Source organism: Acidovorax sp. KNOB132 (assembly GCF_057541515.1).
In genome coordinates this window covers 1-20,633 of the sequence record NZ_BAAJYT010000006.1, presented here as the reverse complement: position 1 = coordinate 20,633, position 20,633 = coordinate 1, and the positions used below count along the sequence as shown (strand labels likewise).

The 20,633-nt window shown below is 63.0% G+C and carries 22 protein-coding genes, 3 tRNA genes and 1 pseudogene; 20 read left to right on the top strand and 6 right to left on the bottom strand.

Going from position 1 to position 20,633, the window contains the following annotated elements; all coding sequences use genetic code 11:
- Positions 1-48 precede the first annotated feature (48 nt).
- The 6 genes from pgsA (at position 49) to AC27IO_RS02065 (ending at position 3,961) form a co-directional block, all read left to right on the top strand.
- Positions 49-618: a CDP-diacylglycerol--glycerol-3-phosphate 3-phosphatidyltransferase gene (pgsA, locus tag AC27IO_RS02090; RefSeq protein WP_498737011.1), complete on the top strand. Its 570-nt coding sequence runs from the start codon at positions 49-51 to the stop codon at positions 616-618.
- Positions 619-967: 349 nt separating this feature from the next.
- Positions 968-1,240, top strand: a complete 273-nt coding sequence (locus tag AC27IO_RS02085; RefSeq protein ID WP_007858657.1) for an HU family DNA-binding protein — start codon at positions 968-970, stop codon at positions 1,238-1,240.
- A gap of 17 nt (positions 1,241-1,257) precedes the next feature.
- Positions 1,258-1,333 (top strand) — tRNA-Val (locus AC27IO_RS02080).
- Positions 1,334-1,392: 59 nt separating this feature from the next.
- Positions 1,393-3,315: a SurA N-terminal domain-containing protein gene (locus AC27IO_RS02075; RefSeq protein WP_284430756.1), complete on the top strand. Its 1,923-nt coding sequence runs from the start codon at positions 1,393-1,395 to the stop codon at positions 3,313-3,315.
- Positions 3,316-3,366: 51 nt separating this feature from the next.
- Positions 3,367-3,442 (top strand) — tRNA-His (locus tag AC27IO_RS02070).
- 150 nt (positions 3,443-3,592) lie between these two features.
- Positions 3,593-3,961, top strand: coding sequence for a hypothetical protein (locus tag AC27IO_RS02065; protein ID WP_498737008.1), 369 nt, complete (start codon positions 3,593-3,595; stop codon positions 3,959-3,961).
- On the opposite strand, the gene ygfZ is transcribed toward AC27IO_RS02065, so the two are convergent.
- Entirely contained in the window at positions 3,937-4,854 is a 918-nt protein-coding gene (gene ygfZ, locus AC27IO_RS02060; protein ID WP_284430758.1) for a CAF17-like 4Fe-4S cluster assembly/insertion protein YgfZ, read from the bottom strand. The genes AC27IO_RS02065 and ygfZ overlap by 25 nt on opposite strands.
- A gap of 44 nt (positions 4,855-4,898) precedes the next feature.
- On the opposite strand from ygfZ, the gene mltG reads away from it, so the two are divergent.
- From mltG to AC27IO_RS02030, 6 genes and pseudogenes are all read left to right on the top strand, one after another.
- Positions 4,899-5,903 carry an endolytic transglycosylase MltG gene (mltG, locus tag AC27IO_RS02055; protein WP_498737006.1) on the top strand — a complete coding sequence of 335 codons (1,005 nt, stop codon included), beginning with the start codon at positions 4,899-4,901 and terminating at the stop codon, positions 5,901-5,903.
- A 29-nt stretch (positions 5,904-5,932) separates the two neighbouring features.
- Positions 5,933-6,614 (top strand): annotated as a pseudogene (tmk, locus tag AC27IO_RS02050) (dTMP kinase).
- A complete protein-coding gene (locus tag AC27IO_RS02045) occupies positions 6,611-7,615 on the top strand; it encodes a DNA polymerase III delta subunit-related protein (RefSeq protein WP_498737005.1) in 1,005 nt (334 codons plus the stop codon). The pseudogene tmk and the gene AC27IO_RS02045 overlap by 4 nt, the downstream one beginning before the upstream one ends.
- Positions 7,616-7,633: 18 nt before the next feature.
- Positions 7,634-7,993 (top strand): PilZ domain-containing protein, encoded by a 360-nt coding sequence (locus tag AC27IO_RS02040; protein ID WP_272568678.1) that lies wholly within the window; start codon positions 7,634-7,636, stop codon positions 7,991-7,993.
- Between the two features lie 60 nt (positions 7,994-8,053).
- Positions 8,054-8,866: a TatD family hydrolase gene (locus AC27IO_RS02035; protein ID WP_284430761.1), complete on the top strand. Its 813-nt coding sequence runs from the start codon at positions 8,054-8,056 to the stop codon at positions 8,864-8,866.
- A complete protein-coding gene (locus AC27IO_RS02030) occupies positions 8,863-9,543 on the top strand; it encodes an ankyrin repeat domain-containing protein (protein WP_284430762.1) in 681 nt (226 codons plus the stop codon). The genes AC27IO_RS02035 and AC27IO_RS02030 overlap by 4 nt, the downstream gene beginning before the upstream one ends.
- 47 nt (positions 9,544-9,590) lie before the next feature.
- Here AC27IO_RS02030 and msbA read toward each other — a convergent pair whose 3' ends face one another.
- The gene (msbA, locus tag AC27IO_RS02025) at positions 9,591-11,372 is read right to left on the bottom strand and encodes a lipid A export permease/ATP-binding protein MsbA (protein WP_498737002.1); all 1,782 of its coding nucleotides are present in this window, start codon (positions 11,370-11,372) and stop codon (positions 9,591-9,593) included.
- Between the two features lie 122 nt (positions 11,373-11,494).
- Between msbA and tolB the strand changes: the two genes are divergently transcribed.
- The 6 genes from tolB to AC27IO_RS01995 all read left to right on the top strand — a co-directional run bounded on the left by tolB (position 11,495) and on the right by AC27IO_RS01995 (position 16,048).
- Positions 11,495-12,814 carry a Tol-Pal system beta propeller repeat protein TolB gene (gene tolB, locus AC27IO_RS02020; protein ID WP_498737064.1) on the top strand — a complete coding sequence of 440 codons (1,320 nt, stop codon included), beginning with the start codon at positions 11,495-11,497 and terminating at the stop codon, positions 12,812-12,814.
- Positions 12,815-12,861: 47 nt separating this feature from the next.
- Positions 12,862-13,413, top strand: a complete 552-nt coding sequence (pal, locus tag AC27IO_RS02015) for a peptidoglycan-associated lipoprotein Pal (protein WP_284430765.1) — start codon at positions 12,862-12,864, stop codon at positions 13,411-13,413.
- A complete protein-coding gene (gene ybgF, locus AC27IO_RS02010; protein WP_498737000.1) occupies positions 13,413-14,207 on the top strand; it encodes a tol-pal system protein YbgF in 795 nt (264 codons plus the stop codon). Before pal ends, ybgF begins: the two co-directional genes overlap by 1 nt.
- 47 nt (positions 14,208-14,254) lie before the next feature.
- A complete protein-coding gene (locus tag AC27IO_RS02005) occupies positions 14,255-15,034 on the top strand; it encodes a tRNA threonylcarbamoyladenosine dehydratase (RefSeq protein WP_498737062.1) in 780 nt (259 codons plus the stop codon).
- Positions 15,035-15,103: 69 nt separating this feature from the next.
- Positions 15,104-15,179 (top strand) — tRNA-Lys (locus AC27IO_RS02000).
- 251 nt (positions 15,180-15,430) lie between these two features.
- Positions 15,431-16,048: a DUF4124 domain-containing protein gene (locus AC27IO_RS01995; RefSeq protein ID WP_498736998.1), complete on the top strand. Its 618-nt coding sequence runs from the start codon at positions 15,431-15,433 to the stop codon at positions 16,046-16,048.
- Between the two features lie 582 nt (positions 16,049-16,630).
- Here the strand turns inward: AC27IO_RS01995 and AC27IO_RS01990 are convergent.
- The 3 genes from AC27IO_RS01990 to AC27IO_RS01980 all read right to left on the bottom strand — a co-directional run bounded on the left by AC27IO_RS01990 (position 16,631) and on the right by AC27IO_RS01980 (position 17,555).
- Complete coding sequence (locus AC27IO_RS01990; RefSeq protein ID WP_284430769.1) at positions 16,631-16,807, bottom strand: DUF3606 domain-containing protein; 177 nt, start codon at positions 16,805-16,807, stop codon at positions 16,631-16,633.
- Between the two features lie 111 nt (positions 16,808-16,918).
- Positions 16,919-17,200 (bottom strand): hypothetical protein, encoded by a 282-nt coding sequence (locus tag AC27IO_RS01985; protein ID WP_498736996.1) that lies wholly within the window; start codon positions 17,198-17,200, stop codon positions 16,919-16,921.
- Between the two features lie 43 nt (positions 17,201-17,243).
- Positions 17,244-17,555: a hypothetical protein gene (locus tag AC27IO_RS01980; RefSeq protein ID WP_284406272.1), complete on the bottom strand. Its 312-nt coding sequence runs from the start codon at positions 17,553-17,555 to the stop codon at positions 17,244-17,246.
- 153 nt (positions 17,556-17,708) lie between these two features.
- On the opposite strand from AC27IO_RS01980, the gene AC27IO_RS01975 reads away from it, so the two are divergent.
- A complete protein-coding gene (locus tag AC27IO_RS01975; protein ID WP_284430771.1) occupies positions 17,709-18,068 on the top strand; it encodes a hypothetical protein in 360 nt (119 codons plus the stop codon).
- 343 nt (positions 18,069-18,411) lie between these two features.
- Here AC27IO_RS01975 and AC27IO_RS01970 read toward each other — a convergent pair whose 3' ends face one another.
- Entirely contained in the window at positions 18,412-19,314 is a 903-nt protein-coding gene (locus AC27IO_RS01970) for a LysR family transcriptional regulator (RefSeq protein ID WP_317358606.1), read from the bottom strand.
- Positions 19,315-19,395: 81 nt separating this feature from the next.
- Between AC27IO_RS01970 and AC27IO_RS01965 the strand changes: the two genes are divergently transcribed.
- The coding region (locus AC27IO_RS01965) for an acyclic terpene utilization AtuA family protein (RefSeq protein ID WP_498736993.1) at positions 19,396-20,633 on the top strand (1,238 nt) is incomplete at its 3' end.

The following is a 20,633-nucleotide window of genomic DNA, read 5'->3' as shown; positions in this document are numbered from 1 at the left end:
TGGCCTCGTTCGGCGATGGTGGCCGAACGGGCATGACACAATCGCCGCATGTTCCTGACCATCCCCACCATCATGACCTGGACGCGCATCGTCGCGATACCTTTGATCGTGGGGGTGTTCTACGCGCCACTGGAGCCGAACACGCGCAATCTCATCGCGACGGTGATGTTCGTCATCTTCGCCGCGACGGACTGGCTGGATGGCTATCTGGCGCGCAAGCTCAACCAGACCTCGTCGTTCGGCGCCTTCCTCGACCCGGTGGCAGACAAGTTCCTGGTCTGTGCCTCCTTGCTCGTGCTCGTGCATCTTCAGCGGGCCGATGTCTTCGTTGCGATGATCATCATCGGGCGCGAAATCGCAATCTCGGCACTGCGCGAGTGGATGGCGCAAATCGGCGCGTCGCGCAGCGTGGCTGTGCACATGCTGGGCAAGGTCAAGACCACGGTGCAGATGATCGCGATCCCTTTTCTTCTGTACGACGGACAGCTGTTTGGCGTGGTCGACACGGGCGTCTGGGGCACATGGCTGATCTGGATTGCCGCTGTGCTCACGGTGTGGTCGATGGTGTATTACCTTCAGAAGGCGCTTCCGGAAATTCGGGCGCGGGTCAAGAAGTGACGGTGCATTGCATCGTGAATGGACGGGTGGTGCGAGCACGGAAATTCCGTCCAGCAGATTGTCAATACGGGATGTGCCTATGGGCGCAACGCCACCGAGAAAAAGCCCTTGGAAGCCCCGGCCCGCTTCACAAATGCGTCTAGAATTCGCTGCTACGCTGCCGTAAAACGGCGCACTGTATTGACACCCGGAAAGTCGATGGCTTTAATCTGACACAGCAGAATCTGCCCCAGTGTCAGCCCTTCCCCGCCTGCTTGATGTGCCACTTCGTTGCGGCTCGGTACGGCGCGTGTCGGAGGGCCAGATTTGCAAAAGACATTCCATCCACTCTTTTCCCGAGAGGCTTCTTGTGAATAAAACCGAACTGATTGAGCACATTGCTAACAACGCCGACATCTCCAAGGCTGCAGCAGCGCGAGCGCTGGAGTCCACGATCGAGGCGGTCAAGAAGACCCTGAAGAAGGGCGGTACGGTGTCTCTCGTCGGTTTTGGCACTTTTGCCGTGGGCAAGCGCGCTGCGCGCACCGGCCGTAATCCCCGTACGGGCGATACGATTAAGATCAAGGCTGCTAAAGTCCCGAAGTTCCGTCCAGGCAAGGCATTGAAGGATGCTCTGAACTGATGGTTTATGTTTAGGTGGGGTGCTTAGCTCAGTTGGTAGAGCGGCGCCCTTACAAGGCGTAGGTCGGCGGTTCGACCCCGTCAGCACCCACCACTGAACAAAAAGGCGAACGCGAGTTCGCCTTTTCTTTTGTCGCCACTGAAAGATCGCACATGTTCGAATCCATCCGCAAGCACTCCAAGATCGTGATGTTCTTGCTGTTCTTGCTGATCATTCCGTCTTTTGTCCTTGTCGGCATCGACCGCAGCTACTTCTCCAGCAAGAGTCCAGTGGTCGCACGCGTCGATGGCCACGACATCACGCAGGACGAATGGGACAACGCCCATCGCGCTGAAACGGACCGCATTCGCGCGCAATCTCCCACGGTGGATGCCAAGCTGCTCGACACGCCTCAGGCGCGCTATGCGACCTTGGAGCGGATGGTGCGTGATCGTGTTTTGCAGACCGCCGCGCAGAAGATGCACCTCATCGCCAGCGACGCGCAGCTGGCCCGCACTTTGCAGGGCATTCCTGCCATCGCGAATCTCAGGCGCCCGGATGGCACGCTGGATGCGGAGGCCTATCGCGCCATCGTAGGAGCCCAGGGACTGACGCCGGAAGGTTTTGAAGCCAATGTGCGCCGCGACATTTCCGTGAATCAGGTGATGTCGGGTGTGCTGGGTTCGGCCTTCAGCAGCAACGCACAATCTCAACTGGCGCTGGACGCGTTGTATCAGCGGCGCGAAATCCAGATCGCGCGCTTCAATGCCGCCGACTTCGCCACCAAGGTCACGCCTTCGGATGCCGACCTGGAGGCTTATTACACGTCGCATGCAGCGTCGTTCCAGCAGTCCGAGCAGGCCAACATCGAATATGTGGTGCTGGACACGAATGCAGTGCAGTCCAGCATCGTCGTGAACGAAGAAGACCTGCGCACCTACTACAAGCAAAATCTGGAACGCTTGGCTGGCAAGGAAGAGCGCCGCGCCAGCCACATCCTGATCAATGCGAGCAAGGACGCCCCTGCTTCTGATCGTGAAAAAGCCAAGGCACGTGCGACCGAACTGCTGGAGCAGGTTCGCAAGGCCCCTGGCACGTTCGCCGAATTGGCCAAGAAATACTCGCAGGATACTGGCTCCGCAGCCTCTGGCGGAGATCTGGATTTCTTCGCCCGCGGTGCGATGGTCAAACCCTTCGAGGATGCCGCCTTCTCCATGAAGAAGGGCGAGATCAGCAACGTGGTGGAGTCCGACTTCGGCTATCACATCATTTTGTTGACCGACATCAAGGCGCCCAAGCAACCCAGCTTCGAGCAATTGCGCCCCACGCTAGAGACAGAGCTGAAGCAGCAGCAGGCCCAACGCAAGTTTGCGGAAGTGGCCGAAGCGTTCACCAACGGGGTGTACGAACAGGCAGACGGTCTGCAATCCGTCGCAGAGAAGCTCAAGCTCAAGGTGCAGACCGCCAATGGCGTGATGCGCACGCCTGCTGCGGGGGCGCAGGGGCCTTTGGCCAATCAGCGCTTCCTGGAGGCTCTGTTCTCCCCGGATTCGCTGGAGCACAAGCGGAACACCGAAGCCATCGAAACCGGGCCCAGCGCCCTGGTGGCCGGGCGAATCACGTCGTATACGCCTGCGCGTGCATTGCCGCTGCAAGATGTTCGTGCCCGCGTGAAGGATTTGTATGTGGCTGAGAAGTCCGCGGAAATGGCTCGCAAGGAAGGTGAAGCCAAGCTTGCGGCCTGGAAGGCTGCACCTGCATCGGCCACAGGCCTCGCGCCTGCACTCACCGTTTCTCGGGATCAGCCGCAGAATCTGCCTCGGCCTGTGATCGATGCCGCGCTGCAGTCCAATGTGGATGCTTTGCCTTCATGGACTGGCGTGAGCCTGGGCGCCCAGGGCTACGCTGTGGTGAAGGTCAACCGCTTGGTGCCCCGTCCTGCCCCTGATGAGGCGGCAAACCGCCAACAACATCAGCAGTATGCGCAGGCTGCAGGTTCCGCAGAAGCGTTGGCGTATTACGAATTGCTGAAAGACCGCTTCAAGGTGCAGTTCAAGGTACCTCGCCCAGCGGTTGCGCCTGTTCTGGAAAATTGATGGCTTTTTCCTCAGAGGTCGATTGATTTGTGGGTATAATTTGAGTCTGCGGTGGCTGTAGCTCAGTTGGTAGAGTCCAGGATTGTGATTCCTGTTGTCGTGGGTTCGAGCCCCATCAGCCACCCCAAAATCACCAAAGCGCTGCAATCGAAAGGTTGCAGCGCTTTTTTTCTTGTGCGCGTGGTGTTTGCCGATTTCAGATTGCCCATGAATTGTTCGTGGCGTGACTTGCACAAGGCCAAGCCGCCTACAAAAACTGTGAGGCTACCTGCTCAGAATGGAAAAAGTTCTGAAAGGGCTCGAGATGCATGAGAAACACGCGCAAGAGACAGTTTTTGGAGTGGCCGACGGGGCTACTTACACAGCCGAGTTGTGTCTGAGCAAGGCAGGACGCTATTACTTCGCACAGATCCAGGTAGACGGCCATAACCTGCCTCTACCCGAAGACCACTGGGCCACCCGTGACGAAGCCATGGTTGCGCTCTCCGATTTTGCTTCTGGGGCCCGTAAACTGGATGAGCCGCAAGTGGCAGGTGCTACGAAAAAAATGATTCTGCTCACCGAGAGAGCGAATTCAATCCAAGGGCCTGCACGAACCTTCATTCAGGCCTTCAGTTCGATTCAGATGTCTTCCAGCAAAGCATAAGGTAGCGTGCCTAACGCAAGGGGCACGCCCTCTGCGCCGCCTGCGCGAAGCGATTCGCCCGTGGAGGCGATTTGCAGCGACACCAGGGCGTCCATGCCCCCCGTGGGAGACTCCGCTGTTTGCACGACCAAACCGCAGGGTTGTTCTGCATCGCTGGCGGCGAACACCTCCGATCCCACCATGATCGGACGGGCTGCATGGGCGAGATAGGTGCGTCGTTTCAACGTGCCGCGGAATTGACTGCGAGCCACGATCTCCTGGCCGGGATAGCAGCCCTTCTTGAAATTCACTCCCCCAACGGATTCGTAGTTCAACATCTGGGGCACGAACACATCCACCAGGGGGGCTGTCAGAGTCGCGACTCCGCTCTGAACTTCGCCCCACTCCCACATGCCGGGTGCGAGCAAATTCCCGACCGGCGCAGGGGCGGTGGTCGGTGCCACCCATAGTGCGCGCGGCTGACCCACTGCCGGATACAGATGCACCACGGTGGCAACGTCCCGCTTGGCTTTGGACCACGGTGAGGGTGGCTCACCCGCTGCCAGAGCGGTCACCGCATTCCCTGCCAAGCCATACAGGGCGAAATCTGCCGTGGCATCGCTCAACCGTGCCTTGGCACGCAGCACGAACATGGACAGCCGTTTGAGCGTAGGAGCGAGCAGGTCGCCACTGCAGATCAACAGCACTTCCGTGGCGCTGCGCTTGAAGCCGATGAAGCTGGCCTGCACCCGTCCCTTGGCGGAAAGGAATGCGGCCAATCGGGCCTCCTCCATACCCAGCAGCGCGAAATCCTGGGTGAGCTGGCCATGCAGGAATTTTGCTGCATCTTCCCCTTCCACGCGAATCACGCCGAGGTGGGAAAGGGGGGCTATGCCGTTCAAGGGATAAGTCATGGCTGAATTATGATGCCCGGTTACTTCCCTACAGGCTGCCAAGGTTGTGCGTCGTTTTTTTCGCGTTGTTGCTAGTCATTGTGTGCTCCGCCACTGCGGCAGCGGTGTGGTGGTTGCACCAGCCCATGCCCGTTCGCAGCGGCGTGTCCTCCGCGCAGCCGCTGGAGTTGGCGATCGAGCCAGGCACTACGCCCCGCGGTGTAGCGCGTGATGTGGTCGCCGCCGGTGTCGACTCCGATCCACGTCTGCTCTACGCCTGGTTTCGCTTGTCCGGTCAGGATCGCCTGATCAAAGCCGGGAACTACGAAATTCCGCCAGGCACCACCCCACGCGAGCTGCTGCAAAAACTCGTGCGTGGGGAAGAGGCTCTGCGCGCCGTCACCTTGGTAGAGGGATGGACCTTTCGGCAGGTCCGCCAGGCGCTGGCGCGCGAAGAGCAGCTAAAGCCCGATACCAAAGGCCTCGCTGACGACGCCATCATGGCGCGCCTCGAGCGTCCCGGCCTGCCGGCGGAGGGCCGCTTTTTCCCCGATACCTACACCTATGCCAAAGGCAGCAGCGATTTGTCCGTGCTTCGCCGGGCGATGCATGCCATGGACCGGCGGCTGGAGGCGGCTTGGGCGCAACGTGCGGCGGACACGCCTTTGCGAAGCGCCGACGAAGCCCTCACCCTGGCGAGCATTGTGGAAAAGGAAACGGGCCGTTCTTCCGACCGCGCACAGATCGCGGGCGTCTTCAGCAACCGATTGAAGGCGGGCATGCTGCTTCAAACCGATCCCACCGTGATTTACGGTCTGGGTGAAAAATTCGACGGCAACCTGCGCCGACGTGACCTGCTTGCGGACACGCCCTGGAACACCTACACCCGTCCCGGCCTTCCCCCGACGCCCATCGCCATGCCGGGCAAGGCCTCGCTCATCGCTGCAGTCCAGCCGGAGAAGACCAACGCCTTGTATTTCGTTGCCCGAGGCGACGGGACCAGCCAGTTCAGCCCGACCCTCGATGAGCACAACCGGGCCGTCAACCGCTACCAGCGGGGGCAGCCTTGACCACGCCCCAACCCGGCAGAAAGTCCACCATGGAGCCAGCGGGACGGTTCATCACATTCGAAGGCATCGACGGTGCGGGCAAGTCATCGCACATCGATGCCTTGGCGGCTGCCTTTCGGCGTCACGGCCAGACCGTCACGGTCACCCGGGAACCCGGCGGCACGCCGTTGGCGGAAAAGATTCGCGCGCTTTTGCTGAATGACGCCATGGACGCTCTCACGGAGTCGCTGCTGGTGTTCGCGGGGCGCCGCGACCACCTGCGCTGCGTGATCGAGCCTGCGTTGGCAAGGGGCGAGGTGGTGCTGTGCGACCGCTTCACGGATGCCACTTTCGCGTATCAGGGAGGAGGACGCGGCTTCGACGCGAAGGTGCTATCTATTTTGGAGCGCATCACCCAATCAGGTAACGCACTGGAGCCTGAAAAAATGCGTGATCCTGATCTGACGATCTGGTTCGATCTCCCTCCGGAGACAGCCGCAGCACGCTTGGCCCATGCACGCACCCCCGATCGCTTCGAATCGCAGCCTGCCGAGTTTTTTTGGCCGGGTGCGGCAGGGTTATGCCGATCGCGCCTCTGCTGCGCCGCAGCGCTTCGTGCGCCTGGACGCAGGACAGCCCCGGGATGCGGTGTGGTCGCAATTGACAGGCGCGCTTGTCCAGCGAGGCTGGCTGCAGTCGGGCACTCCAGACGTCGGCGCGGGTGCACCATGAGCCATCCTCGATTGATCGCCCCGTGGATTGCCGCACAACGCCAGACGCTGCTGGCACAGCGGGGTCATGCGTGGCTGCTGAGTGGCCCGTCCGGGCTGGGCCAGTATGCGTTGGCGATGGAGTTGGTACGAGCCTGGTTGTGCGATACGCCCACAAATGATGGCGCATGTGGTCACTGCGGCAGTTGCCATGCGGTCGAGGTCAGAACGCATGCGGATCTTTGTGTACTCATGCCCGAGACGCAGATGATGGAGCGCGGCTGGCCATTGCCAGAGAAGGCGCAGTCTGAGATCGACGACAAGAAGCGCAAGGCCAGCCGCGAGATCCGCGTGGATGCCATGCGGGACGCCGTGCAGTTCGCGCAGCGCACATCCGCCCGCGGGCGTGGTAAGGCTGTGCTCGTGTACCCGGCCGAGCAGATGAACAACGTCACGGCCAATGCGTTGCTCAAGACGCTGGAAGAGCCGGCAGGCGACGTGCGATTTGTCCTGGCCACCGAGGCCGCGCACCAGTTGCTGCCCACTATCCGAAGCCGCTGCCTGGGGCACACGATGCAATGGCCGTCTGAGTCCGACATGGTGAATTGGCTGGTTCAGCAAGGTCTGGAATCCGATGCTGCCAGCGCATTTCTGCGTGCATGCGGCGGTCGTCCCGACGACGCACTGAGCCTGGCCCGCGCCGGACGCAGCCCGCAATCGTGGTCGCAGCTGCCCAAGGCGGTCGCCCGGGGCGATGTCACGGCGTTGGCCGATGCCTCTCCTGCCCAGGCGGTGGACGCGTTGCAAAAAATTTGCCATGACCTGATGGCGTGCCGGGTCGGCGCGGCGCCACGCTACTTTGCAGTGGAGGACCTGCCGACGCCGCCGGGCCTCGGGCCGTTGAGCCGCTGGGCGAAGGCTTTGGCAAAAGAGGCACGTACCGCCGATCACCCCTTCAATGCGGGGCTCATGCTGGAAGCGCTTGTTGCGCAGGCGCGAAACACCCTACACTCGCGCCATTGAAGAAGACGCCCCAAGACCATGAGCAGCCCCTCTACCGCGCCCCGTCCCAGCGTCATGCAGCTGGCCATCAAGGAGAAGGCGGCTCTGTATGCGGCCTATATCCCCTTGTTCGCCGAAGGCGGCATCTTTGTGCCGACGCAGCGCGAATACAAGCTGGGCGATGATGTCTACGTGCTGCTGACGTTGCCGGAAGACACGCAGCGGTATCCCGTCGCGGGGCGAGTGGCCTGGGTGACCCCCGCGCGGGCGGCCGGGAATCGGACACAGGGTGTCGGCATTCAGTTTCCGAGGGATGAGAAATCCCGCATTCTCAAGCTCAAGATCGAAGAGTTGCTTGGAACCAGTCTGGGGTCGGACCGGCCGACCCAGACCCTCTGAGCGCCCCGCGCCTTTGCCATGCCGACCGACTGCCGGTCGGCATTTTTGTTTGGATTGCGCATGTTCACAGATTCCCACTGCCATCTCACCTTTCCTGATTTGGTCTCCCAACTGCCAGCCATTCGCCAGGCCATGTCCGATGCCAGCGTGGATCGTGCGCTCTGCATCTGCACTACCCTGGAAGAGTTCTCCGATGTGCACGGGCTGGCCATGGCCTACGACAACTTCTGGAGCAGCGTGGGCGTTCATCCCGACAACGAAGGCATTGCCGAACCATCCGAGCAGGACCTGCTCGATCGTGCTGCCTTGCCGAGGGTGATAGCCATCGGCGAGACCGGTCTCGACTACTACGGCATGGAAGATCGGAAAGGAGGGCGCAGCATCGCTGATCTGGAATGGCAGCGTGATCGTTTCCGCACGCACATCCGTGCTGCCCGCACGTGCGGCAAGCCCCTGGTCATCCATACGAGAAGCGCGTCGGACGACACCCTGGCGATCCTGCGCGAAGAGGGCGAGAACGGGATTGGAAACCTGGCTGGTGGGGTATTCCACTGTTTCACCGAGACCGCAGAGGTGGCTCGCGCGGCCCTCGATCTGGGCTACTACATTTCGTTTTCCGGCATCGTGACGTTCAAGAGCGCCCAGCATTTGCGGGATGTGGCGGCTTTCGTGCCGCTGGATCGGATGCTCATCGAAACCGACAGCCCCTACCTTGCTCCGGTGCCCTACCGTGGCAAGACCAACAACCCATCGTATGTCCCTTTCGTGGCGCAACAACTGGCCGAGGTCAAAGGGATGCCCGTGCAGGAGGTGGCGCTGGCCACGAGCCGCAATTTCGACACACTGTTCTTTTCTGGAGCCACCCCATCATGATGGTCCGTCGCCGAGTGCTTGCTTCCTTTGCTTTGGCCGCCGCGGCGCTGTGCGGCGCATGTGCCCACGCCGGTGCGTATGAGGATTTCTTTACCGCCGTATTGCGCGACGACGACTCCGGCATCAACTCGCTGGTACGCCGGGGATTCGATCCGAATACGCGCAATCCGAAGGGTGAGGTCGCGCTCACGCTTGCCTTGAAAGAAGGTTCCATGCGCGCCTTTGCGGCGCTGATGGCGGCCAAGGGTATCAAGGTGGAGGAGCGGAACGTCAAGGATGAAAGCCCGCTGATGTTGGCCGCGATCAAGGGCAATGTCGAGGCGGCGCGCGCGCTCATTGCCAAGGATGCCGATGTCAACAAGACGGGGTGGACGCCTCTGCACTACGCAGCCTCCGGCACCACGCCGCAGCAGGCGGCCATCACCACGCTGCTACTGGAAAATCACGCCTACATCGACGCCGCCTCGCCCAACGGCACCACGCCCTTGATGATGGCGGTGAGTTACGGCACGGCCGACGTTGCCAAGCTGCTGCTGGACGAAGGAGCGGACCCCACGTTGCGCAATCAGATCGGTCTGGGTGCCGCTGACTTCGCGCGGCGTGCCGACCGCAAGGACATGGAGGAACTCGTGGCTGAGGCCGTGCGCCGGCGGCAACCCCGCCGCGGACAGTGGTAAGGCGGCGAAGCGTTTCGCCTTCGGTCGGACCTGAGCGCAGCGGAGGTTCAGTGCCCCGCAGGGCGGGCCTGGAGCCGGGCGTACAGACCGCCTTGGGCGATCAAGTCGGCGTGCGTGCCCTGTTCGGCGATGCGTCCACGCTCCATCACCACCACCCGGTCGGCATGCTCGATGGTGGACAGGCGGTGCGCGATCACGAGCGTGGTGCGCCCCTGCATGAGGCGCTGCAGCGCGTCTTGTACCAGACGCTCTGATTCGGTATCCAGTGCCGATGTGGCTTCGTCCAGGATGAGGATCGGCGCATCCTTGTAAAGCGCTCGGGCAATGGCCAGGCGCTGGCGCTGCCCGCCCGACAGCTGCGTCGCGTTGTGGCCCACCACGGTGTGCATGCCTGAAGGCAGCGCCGCCACATGCTCGGCCAGGTTCGCGGCGGCCAGACAGTCCTGAACGCGCTGCTCATCGATTTCGCCGCCCAACGCCACGTTGGCTGCCACCGTGTCGTTGAACATCACCACGTCCTGGCTGACCATGGCAAATTGCGACCGCAGGGCTTGCAGGTTCCAGCGCGACACAGGCTGGCCATCCAGGAGGACCTGGCCGGCGCTCGGCGCGATGAAGCGGGGCAACAGGTTTACCAAAGTGGTTTTCCCGGCGCCGGACGGGCCTACGAGCGCCACGGTTTCTCCAGGGTGCACGGTCAGGTTCACGTGGTCCAGGGCCATGGCCTGCTCGTCGCCGAACGCCACGGTGACGTCTTCCAGGGTAATGGCTCCCGAGGTGCGCTCGGGCGCGTGGTCGCCTCCGTCCTCTGCCCGGGTATCTCCCAGCAGGGCCAATCCGCGTTCGAGGGCCGCGACCCCCCGGGTCACGGGATTGGCCACGTCCGCCAGGCGGCGGATCGGTGCGATGAGCATGAGCATGGCGGTGATGAATGCCGCAAAGCCACCCACGGTCACATCACGGTCGCCGCTGGCATGGCTCTGCCAGAGCGCCACGCAAATCACGCCCGACAGGGCTGCAGCGGCGAGCAATTGGGTGAGCGGGGTCATCGCTGCCGAAGCGATGGTGGCCTTGATGGCCAGCCGGCGCAGGCTCTGGCTCAGAACACCGAAGCGCCGCGACTGGCTGGGTTGCGCACCGTGCAGCCGAACCATGCGATGGGCCAGCACGTTTTCTTCCACCACGTAGGCCAACTGGTCGGTCGCTTCCTGGCTGCTTTTGGTGATGCGGTAGAGCCGCCGGGACAGCGTCTTCATGATCCAGGCCACGCCCGGCACCACGATGGCGACGATGAGCGTGAGCTGCCAATTGAGGTAGAGCAGGTATCCCAGCAGGGCGATCAGGGTGAATCCGTCGCGAGACAGCCCCATCAGCGCCTGCACGAGCAGCGTGGCGCCGGTCTGCACTTCGTACACCACGGTGTTGGACAGGGTGCTGGCCGACTGCCGCGTGAACAGGGCCATTTCGGCTGCGAGCAGGCGGTCGAAGAGCGCCTCGCGCAGCTTCATCATGCCTTCGTTGGCAATGCGGGCGAGAGCGTATTGCCCCGCGAACTGCGCCAATCCCCGTACCAGAAACACACCCATGATGGCCAGCGGAACCATCCAGAGTTTCAAGGAGCCTTCGGTGAATCCCTGGTCTAGCAAGGGCTTGAGCAGCGCGGGAATGAGGGGCTCAGTGACCGCTCCGACCAGCGTGGCCAGCACGGCGAGTGTCCATGCGGAGCGCTGGTTGCCGAAGTAAACGGAAAGCCGCCGGAGCCTAGTGGCCAGGGTGAGGCGGGCGGTTTGCTCGGAAGCCGGAAGGGGGCGGGGGTCTGGGGCGTGCATGAGGCGCGGATTCTACGTAGGACCGCATCCAAACCTTGCACAGTTTGTCACAGGGGTATCCCCCCAGTGTGTAACATCCACGGTCTGTCCACCGGCATTTGCTCGGTATCCGATGGCTGCCAATGACTATTGACCGAAATCCATCCTCCATTCTTGCTGCGGCCCTGCCGCACCTTTCTCGCCGGCACGCTATCACCGCGCTGGTTTTTTCCTCCGCACTGCCTGCACTGGCCCAATTCAGGGTCGAAATCACCGGCGTGGGTTTGACCCAGCTTCCCTTTGCGATCTCGCCGTTCCGTGGTGAGGCGCAGTCCCCGCAAAAGATCTCGGCCATCATCCAGGCCGACCTGGAGCGCAGTGGCCAGTTCCGGGCGGTCGATTCTTCCGGGCCGGCGCTCGACGAAACGTCGCGCCCCGACGTCGCCCTTTGGAAGCAAAAGGGCGCGGAATCGCTCACGACCGGCAGCATCGCGCGCTTGCCCGACGGTCGCTTCGACATCCGCTTTCGCCTGTGGGACGTGGTGCGCGGCCAGGACCTCGGCGGCCAAAGCTTCGTGGTCACGCAGGGTGACCTGCGTCTGGTGGCCCACCGCATCGCTGATTTCATCTACGAAAAGCTCACGGGCCAGCGCGGGGTGTTCTCGACCCGCATTGCGTATGTCACCAAGTCCGGCCCGCGCTACAGCCTCTGGGTGGCCGATGCGGACGGAGAGAACGCGCAATCGGCGTTGTCCAGCCCGGAACCCATCATTTCGCCGGCCTGGTCTCCCAGCGGTGGGCAATTGGCCTATGTGTCTTTCGAGTCACGCAAGCCGGTTGTGTATGTGCACGATGTGGCCTCGGGCCGGCGCCGCCTGATCGCCAACTTCAGGGGCTCCAACAGCGCGCCTGCATGGTCTCCCGACGGCCGCACGCTCGCCGTGACTCTGAGCCGCGACGGTGGCTCGCAGCTCTACACCATCGATGCCAATGGCGGCGAGCCTCGCCGTCTCATGCAGAGCACCGGCATCGATACCGAACCCATGTTCTCGAGCGATGGCCGTAGCATCTACTTCGTGAGCGATCGGGGCGGCGCACCGCAGATCTACAAAGTCGGCGCTTCGGGCGGCAATGCCGAGCGTGTGACGTTCACTGGTTCCTACAATATTTCCCCCAGCATCAGCCCCGACGGCAAGTGGTTGGCTTACGTCTCGCGCATCGGCGGTGCGTTCAAGCTGCACGTCATGGATCTGGCGACCGGTACGGCCACGGCCGTGACCGACACGACTGCAGATGAAAACCCCAGCTTTGCGCCTAACAGCCGCCTGATCGTCTACGCGACGCAGCAACAAGGCCGGGAAGCGCTCATGACGACCACGCTGGACGGCAAGATCAAGGCGCGCTTGGCCGGGCAGGGCGGTGATATCCGCGAGCCCGACTGGGGCCCGTTCCAAAAACAGTGACCGCCCATCTTTCGATTTTTGATCATTTGGACTTGAGGAGTATTTCAATGAACCGCTTTCCCTTCAAACGCATTTCCGCCATCTTCATCGCTGCAGCCATCGTGGCTGGCTGCAGCTCCGGCGTAAAGCTGGAAGACGTGCCTGTGGAAGACAAGGGCGCTACTTCGACGATGCCAGGCAATGGTGGCGCCAACCCCAACGGCGCTTCACAAAGCGGCGTCGCTCCCGTGGACCTGAGCCAGTCGGCGCGCGATGGCGCAGGCCCGGTCGGCGTGAGCCGCATCGTGTACTTCGACTACGACAGCTACGCGGTCAAGCCGGAGTTCCAGTCGCTGATCGAGCAGCACGCCCGTTTCATCAAGGCAGGCCAGAACCGCAAGGTCATGATCGAAGGCCACACCGACGAGCGTGGCGGCCGTGAATACAACCTGGCCCTGGGTCAAAAGCGCGCTGAAGCGGTGCGCCGTTCGCTTGCCTTGCTCGGTGTGTCGGAAGCGCAAATGGAAGCTGTGAGCTTCGGCAAGGAAAAGCCTGCGGCACAGGGCAGCACGGAAGACGTGTACGCCCAGAATCGCCGCGTTGAGCTGTCTTACCGTTGATGAGCGCGCAGATGGTGGTTCCCCGCAAGGCACTTGCCCTGCTGGCCTTGGCCCTGTCGGCGGCTTTCGCTCCGACAAGCCATGCCGCGCTGTTCGAGGATGAAGAAGCACGCCGCGCCATTCTGGAATTGCGTCAGCGTGTAGACACGCTGCAGCAGGCCAATCAGCGTGCGGGTGACGATCTTCGTCGCTCAGGCGACGAGACTTCCCAAATGCGCCGAAGCCTGCTCGATCTGCAGACACAGATCGAAACCCTGCGGACCGAGCAGGCCAATCTGCGTGGGCAGAACGAGCAGTTGCTTCGGGATGTCTCCGAGCTGCAGCGCCGCCAGAAAGACATCGCCCAAGGCGTTGACGAACGGCTGCGCCAGTTCGAACCTGCCAAGGTCACGGTGGATGGTCAGGAGTTCCAGGCCGACCCCGCCGAAAAGCGGGATTTCGATGCGGCACTGGCGGTCTTTCGTACTGGCAAGTTTCCGGATGCCGTGAGCGCATTCGGAAATTTCCTGAAGCAGTACCCGCGCAGCGGCTATGCGCCTTCCGCCAGGTTCTGGCTGGGCAATGCCCAATACGCTACGCGCGATTACAAAGAAGCCATCAACAACTTCAAGGCCTTGCTGGCTGCTGCGCCTGACCATGCGCGTGCCCCGGAGGCTGCGTTGTCGATCGCCAACTGCCAGATCGAGTTGAAGGACACGCGCGCCGCCCGCAAGACGCTGGAAGACCTGATCCGCGTCTACCCCCAGTCGGAAGCGGCTGGAGCGGCCAAAGAACGCTTGTCGCGCCTGAAGTGAGCGGCGCGGTAGAGCCTTCGACAGAAATCCATTCGCACGTCAACGCGATGCAGGATGCCGGCACCGCCGATCTCCAGCGCCGCTTCGGCGGCCTGGAGCGTCTGTATGGCGTGGACGGCGCCGCGCGCATTCGCAACGCGCATGTGGCCGTGGTGGGCATTGGCGGCGTGGGCTCCTGGACTACGGAAGCGCTGGCGCGCAGCGGTGTCGGGCACCTCACATTGATCGACCTGGATCAGGTGGCCGAGTCCAATATCAACCGCCAAATCCATGCCCTGTCCAGCACGGTGGGCCAAGCCAAGGTCGAAGCCATGCGAGATCGCATTGGACAGATCAATCCTGAGTGCGAGGTGACTTGCATCGAGGAGTTTGCGGATGCCGGCAACTGGCCGGCCTTGTTGCCGCATGGGGTCGATGCGGTCGTGGATGCCTGCGACCAAGTCAAGACCAAGGCGTTGATCGCTGACTGGGCGATTCGCGGTAAGCATCGGCTCGTGGCTGTAGGTGCTGCAGGCGGCAAACGGCTGGCGCACAAAGTGGACATCGACGATCTGTCGAATACCACGCACGATCCGCTGCTCGCCCAGATGCGTTACCGGTTGCGTAAACACTATGGCGCTGCGAAAGAGGGGCGCCGCATCGGTGTCCAGTGCGTGTTCAGCCGGGAAGCGGTGGCACCTCCCCATGCGTCCTGCGATATCGCCGGCGATGGCGACGGTTCACTCAATTGCCATGGCTATGGTTCGGTGGTGGCGGTGACCGCCACGTTTGGCCAATGCGCTGCCGGATGGGTCTTGGACATGCTGGCAACCGTACCAAAGCGGTAGATCCGCCTGGAAAAGACGCTATAATTCGAGGCTTTGCTGCATGGGTTTCATGCCGATGTGGCAAAGGTTGGGACGTTAGCTCAGTTGGTAGAGCAGCGGACTTTTAATCCGTTTGTCGTGGGTTCGACCCCCGCACGTCCCACCAGATAATGCGTAGCGCTGCAGCTGTTCCAGTTGCAGCGCTTTTTGCTTTGTGTGGCTGTGACGGCTTTCTTCTGCGTGTGGCGACGGTTCTCAACACCAGCGCCATGGTGATGGCCAGTGCCCGTGTAGCGGCGACTGAAACTGCACGTTTCGCACTCGAACCTGCTGTTGCAATTTCGCGCCGAACTCAGTCTTTGGTGCACGACGTTGCTACGGTCGGCCTGCTAGAGTCCCGGCACGGAGGTCTTATCTATGAAAACCAAGGGACTCACCATGGTGGCCATGGTGCTGTGCAGCTGTACGCTATCGGCCGCAGCGCAGGTTCATCGGTGCGTATATGCCAAAGGCAAGCTCACCTATTCCGATCAGCCCTGCCAAGCAGGCCAGGCGGGCGCGCAGATCGAACAGCGTAAAACGGCGGAAGTGTTGCAACAGGAACGCGCAGGGGCGGCTCAGGCCCATCAGTTGAAGGCGCAACAGCAGCGCGCCGAACAGGACGCTCAACGCCTTCCCACTCCAACGATTCCACCAGTGCCAACTGTCATGGCGCAAACGCAGCCCACCGCCGAGTGCCGTGCCGCGCAAAAGGAGTTGGAGTTCGTCTCTAGCATTCGAACCCTGTCTGGTGCAGAAAAGCGCTTACGCATGAACGCCGCGATCAGCGGGGTGAATGTCTCATGCGGTACGCAGACACCGCTCATTCAGGAACCACCACCCCCTGTGATCCGGCAGATCGTCATGACGCACTGCGACACCAAGTTCTGCTACGACGATCGAGGTGCTGCTTATGGCCGAAGCGGGAACGGTGTGCTGACGGCGCCGGATGGACAGACGTGCACCGGAGCCGGCATGGCCTGGACATGCCAATGAAGATACGTCGTCCGGTTTGACGGAGGGGGGGCACGCCGGTTGACCATTCATTGCACGGCGTTTGCAATCCTCTGCATGAGTGCGGGTGAGATCGCATTCAGCGCTTTACTTTGGCCTTGAAGTGAATCGCTCGCGCACCGAATCGCCACGGTGAGAATGAAAGCGGCGGCACAAAAAAGGCAGCCCGCACAAGGCGGGCTGAAACTTGCTCAAGAGCAAGAAAGGGAGGTGTCGACAGGGAGTGTCGACAGGTCAATATTAGGCGCTGTTGACCAATCTGTTGTCCCACTGCATGGAAAGTGGTGGATTGTGCAAAATGGACGGCTCAGCTCGATGATGCGGGCATCGCAGTGCAAGGGCAGAGGCCTTGCCAAGCGCTGATCAACTCTTGCCGGGCCCTCAGGAAAGCTGGCGCGAAGGCGCCTCCGAATGGCTCATTTGCACACGGGCTTCGTGCGCTTGATGTGCCTGCTGCGGCAACTGCGCTGGATCCGCGCCCAGCACGTTGTCACGTGAGTCCGGCATGCACACTTGCCGAAGATCTGCCAATTTTCCAACTGGTTCTTCCCACATGGCGAGCACCTACCGATTCGCCAGATAAGAGCGCACCGCCTGAGCAGAATTACCCACGGCTTTCACCGCGCTGCGCAACTCGTCCTCGGTGCAATTCAGAGACCGGGCCCAGTCGCGCACCTCGTAGTCCTCGGCCAGGCTGATGAGTTTGCGGTCTTCCGCAGTTTTCGTGGCGTCGTCCGACATGGGTGGCTCCTGATGGAATGGGAGCGCCATGCTAGGTCTGTCACTCGCTTGTTTCGCGTAGGACGATTGCGGCAGGACAATGCCATCGACCGCGATGGCCGTGGGCGGCGGTCAAGGCCTGCGTTGCGGGGTCAGTTGAATGGTACCGATGCCCTGCGGTGCCTCGCGGGCGGTCAGCCAATGGATCCACAGGCCGCGAAGCCACGCCCCCATGTAGAGGATGCTGACGGCGAAGATTCCCCATTGGCCCGCCGTCCAGCTGGCATAGAACCAGAAGGGCTGTCCCAGCATTCCGAAGATGCAGGCCCAGCGCCGGCGCTCCTCGTGGCGCGATTGAGAGAGCCACGCCGCGGCGGCGCCCAGCAAAGCGATGGCGATTTGGTCGAAGCCCATGGGTGTGGGAATGGCTGGGGAAAGGACGGGCAACAACGCAAGTTCATCCCGCCAGATGGACGTCGAAGTACGCGCTCTCTGCCTCGCCCAAGCCCTGGAACGCGGCCTGGCGCGCCGCGGTACTGGCCTTGCCCCATTGCCGCAGCAAGGCGAGATCGGCAGGAGGCACCACTTCGGGCGGCGACTCTTCCAGGCTGCGCAGCGTGTCCAGTGCCGCGGCGACCTGGGCGGCGGAGCCGAAAGCCTTTTCCATCGCTTTGGCATAGCGGCGTTCCGCGTTGGTGCGCTCGCGTTCGGGCAGGTTTTCCGGATAGTCGCGCAGGGTGACCGTGTAGGTGAGTTCTTCCGTTTCCATGGCGTGCTCCTTGGGTTGGTGCTGTATGAATTTACAGTATTTTGGCGCAACTTTCATCCGGGTTTTCAATGCCAGCCCGTTGGAAGCGCTGGTCCTACACCTGTCTGGCCATGCGCGGCATAGGCTGGCAGCTTCCTTTTCAGGAGCGAAAAAATGGCACATGACAAATTGACGCCCGAGCAGGATCGCCAGCGCGATCAGGGCCATTTCAACCTCTATGGAATGCGCGACGACGCGCGCGGCCGTGGCGAAGTGGACGGCGAGAACCGCGGCGATGGCGAAGGCCCCCGGCGCTTCGGAGCCAGTGGTGACGAATCCACGTACGCCAACCGCGCGCCGGAAGACGCGGTGCATGAGCATCCCACGGGCCCGATCGCCGCCGTCGATGCCTCCGGCTCGGCACGCGGCCTGGGCCTGGACTACGGGGGCGATGCGCACAAGGAACCCCGGTTGTCCTCACGCCAGGGTGCGGCGCTGATCGGCGAGCTCGATGACCGAAAGAAGACGGAATAGGGCTTGCTGCATGCTGCCAGGCGCCTGTTTCGCCCGCTGCAGCGGCACCGCCGATTCCCACGTTTTCACTGTCCCTTGAAAGGCCATCGATGCACGCGTCCTCCATCCCCATTCCGACCCCGACCACCCCGCAGCCTCCGCTGGATACGCCCCCCCAGCCCGCCTGGACGCCTGCACCGCCTGTCGAAGACCCGCCGGGAGGCGATGGGCCGCCCGTGCAGGAGCCGCCACCTCACCACTGAGCCGGCGCGGCCACGGCCGGGTCCAGGTATTGAGTCCAATCCGCTTGTACCGCTTTATCCAAGGCTTTATTTGCTATGAAAAAAGAAGCACCTGATGGCGCTCAAGGCCGGTGCTCCATGACCAGGGAATACATCGCCTGGGCCGCGACCGACAGGCTGCGGTCCCGGCGACGCACCAGGTAGATCTGGCGGGTCAGCCCCGGCAATGCCAGTGGCCGCGTCACCAGCCCGGGTTGGTCGAAGTGGAAAAGCGTGAGCGTGGGCACCACGCTGATGCCCAGGCCCGCGCGCACCATGCCCATCACGGTGGCGAGCTGCTCCACTTCCATGAGCGTGTTCATCGCCTGCGGGTGCAGCGCTGCCTCCAGGTACTGGCGTACGCTGCTGGTTCGGGCCAGATGCACGAAAGGGAACGCCGCCAGGTCGGCGGGTTGCACCGCAACGACCTTGCCGCCGCTGCGTCGGCGGCGCGCGAGTGGATGGTCGGCGGGGCACACCAGGTGAAAGCCGTCGCTGCTGAACGGCTCGGCCTGCAATTCCGGCGTATCTGCCCGGATGGCCGCCAACGCGAAATCGGCCTTGCCCGTGGCCACCCGCTCGATGCAGGGTTCCGACAGCACATCGGCGATGTCCAGTTCGATGCCGGGATGGGCTGCGCGATACGCTGCCAGCACACCGGGCAGCCAGCCCGCCGCGAGCGAGGGCAGCAGGGCGATCGCCACGCGCCCCCGGCGCAGTGTGGCGGTGTCGTGCACCGCGGCGAAGGCGTTGTCGACCTCGGCCCGGATGCGGCGCGCGGATTCCAGAAAATCCTCTCCTTCCGCCGTCAGGGCCACGTGGCGCGTGCTGCGGTCGAACAGCTTCAGTCCCATCGCATCTTCCAGCGTGCGGATGAGCGCGCTGAAGGCGGGCTGCGACAGGTGGCAGTGCGCGGCCGCCCGCGTGAAGCTGCGCTGGCCGGCCAGGGCGAGAAAGGCATCGATCTGCCGTGTGGAGATATTCATTGAAGATTTGGATGAATTGATCCTGATTATCTATTTCACAGAATAACGCGCGGGGCCTACATTGGCCGGCAGGAGACAACCATGGCCCCCCCAAAAAACCTGCTGGTCGGCTGCGCCGCCGGCTTCTCGGGCGACCGCACCGATGCCGCCGCACCCGTGGTGCAGGCCCTCATCGACAGCGGCCAGCCCGCGGTACTGATTTTCGAAACCCTGGCCGAGCGCACCCTGGCCCTGGCCCAGTTGGCGCGCCGTGCCGATCCGGACGCCGGCTACGAGCCGCTGCTCGACGACCTGCTGCGCCCCGTGCTGGCGCAGTGCCTGCAGCACGGCATTCGCATCGTGAGCAATTTCGGCGCGGCCAATCCGCTGGGTGCCGCGCACCGCATCCAGCAATTGGCCCAAGCGCTGGGCGCGCGCCGCCCCCGCATCGCCGTGGTGCAGGGCGACGACCTGAGCGGGGACGGGCACCGTGCCGTGCTGGCCCAGGCGCTGGGCGCAGCCCTGCCCACCGACCCCATCGTGAGCGCCAATGCGTACATCGGCGCGCAGCCGATCGCCGACGCGCTGCGCGCAGGCGCCGACATCGTGGTGTGCGGCCGCGTGTCGGACCCCTCGCTGGTGCTGGGGCCGGCCCTCGCGCATTTCGGCTGGGCCCCGGACGACTGGGACCGGCTGGCGCGCGCCACCATGGCCGGGCATCTGCTGGAATGCGGCTCGCAGGTCACCGGCGGGTATTTCGCCGACCCGGGCTACAAGGACGTGCCGGGCATGGCGCAACTGGGCTACCCCATCGCCGAGATCGACGCCGATGGCCACTGCACCATCGCCAAGCCCGCGGGCACAGGCGGGCGCATCGACGAGCGCACGGTGAAGGAGCAGCTGTTGTACGAACTGCACGACCCGGCCGCCTACCTCACGCCCGATGTGGTGGCCGACATCACCACCGCGCGCGTGCTGCCGGCCGGCACCGACCGTGTGCGGCTGGAAGGGGTGAGCGGCCATGTGCGGCCACCGTCGCTCAAGGTGAATGTGTGCTTCGAATCCGGCTGGTTCGCCGAGGGCGAGATTTCCTATGCCGGGGCCCGTGCCGAAGCACGCGCGCGGCTGGCGGGCGAGGTCCTGCGCGAGCGCCTGGCCGGCGTCGCGCCGCTGCGCATCGACCTGATCGGGGTGACCAGCGTGTTCGGCGACGACGCCGGGGCACTCGGCGGGACGCGGCTGCGGCCGGCGATGCCCGCGATGTGCGCCTGCGCGTGGCGCTGCAGCACCGGGGAGCACGCCAGCGCCCAGCGCCTGGTGCGCGAGGTGACGGCCCTGTA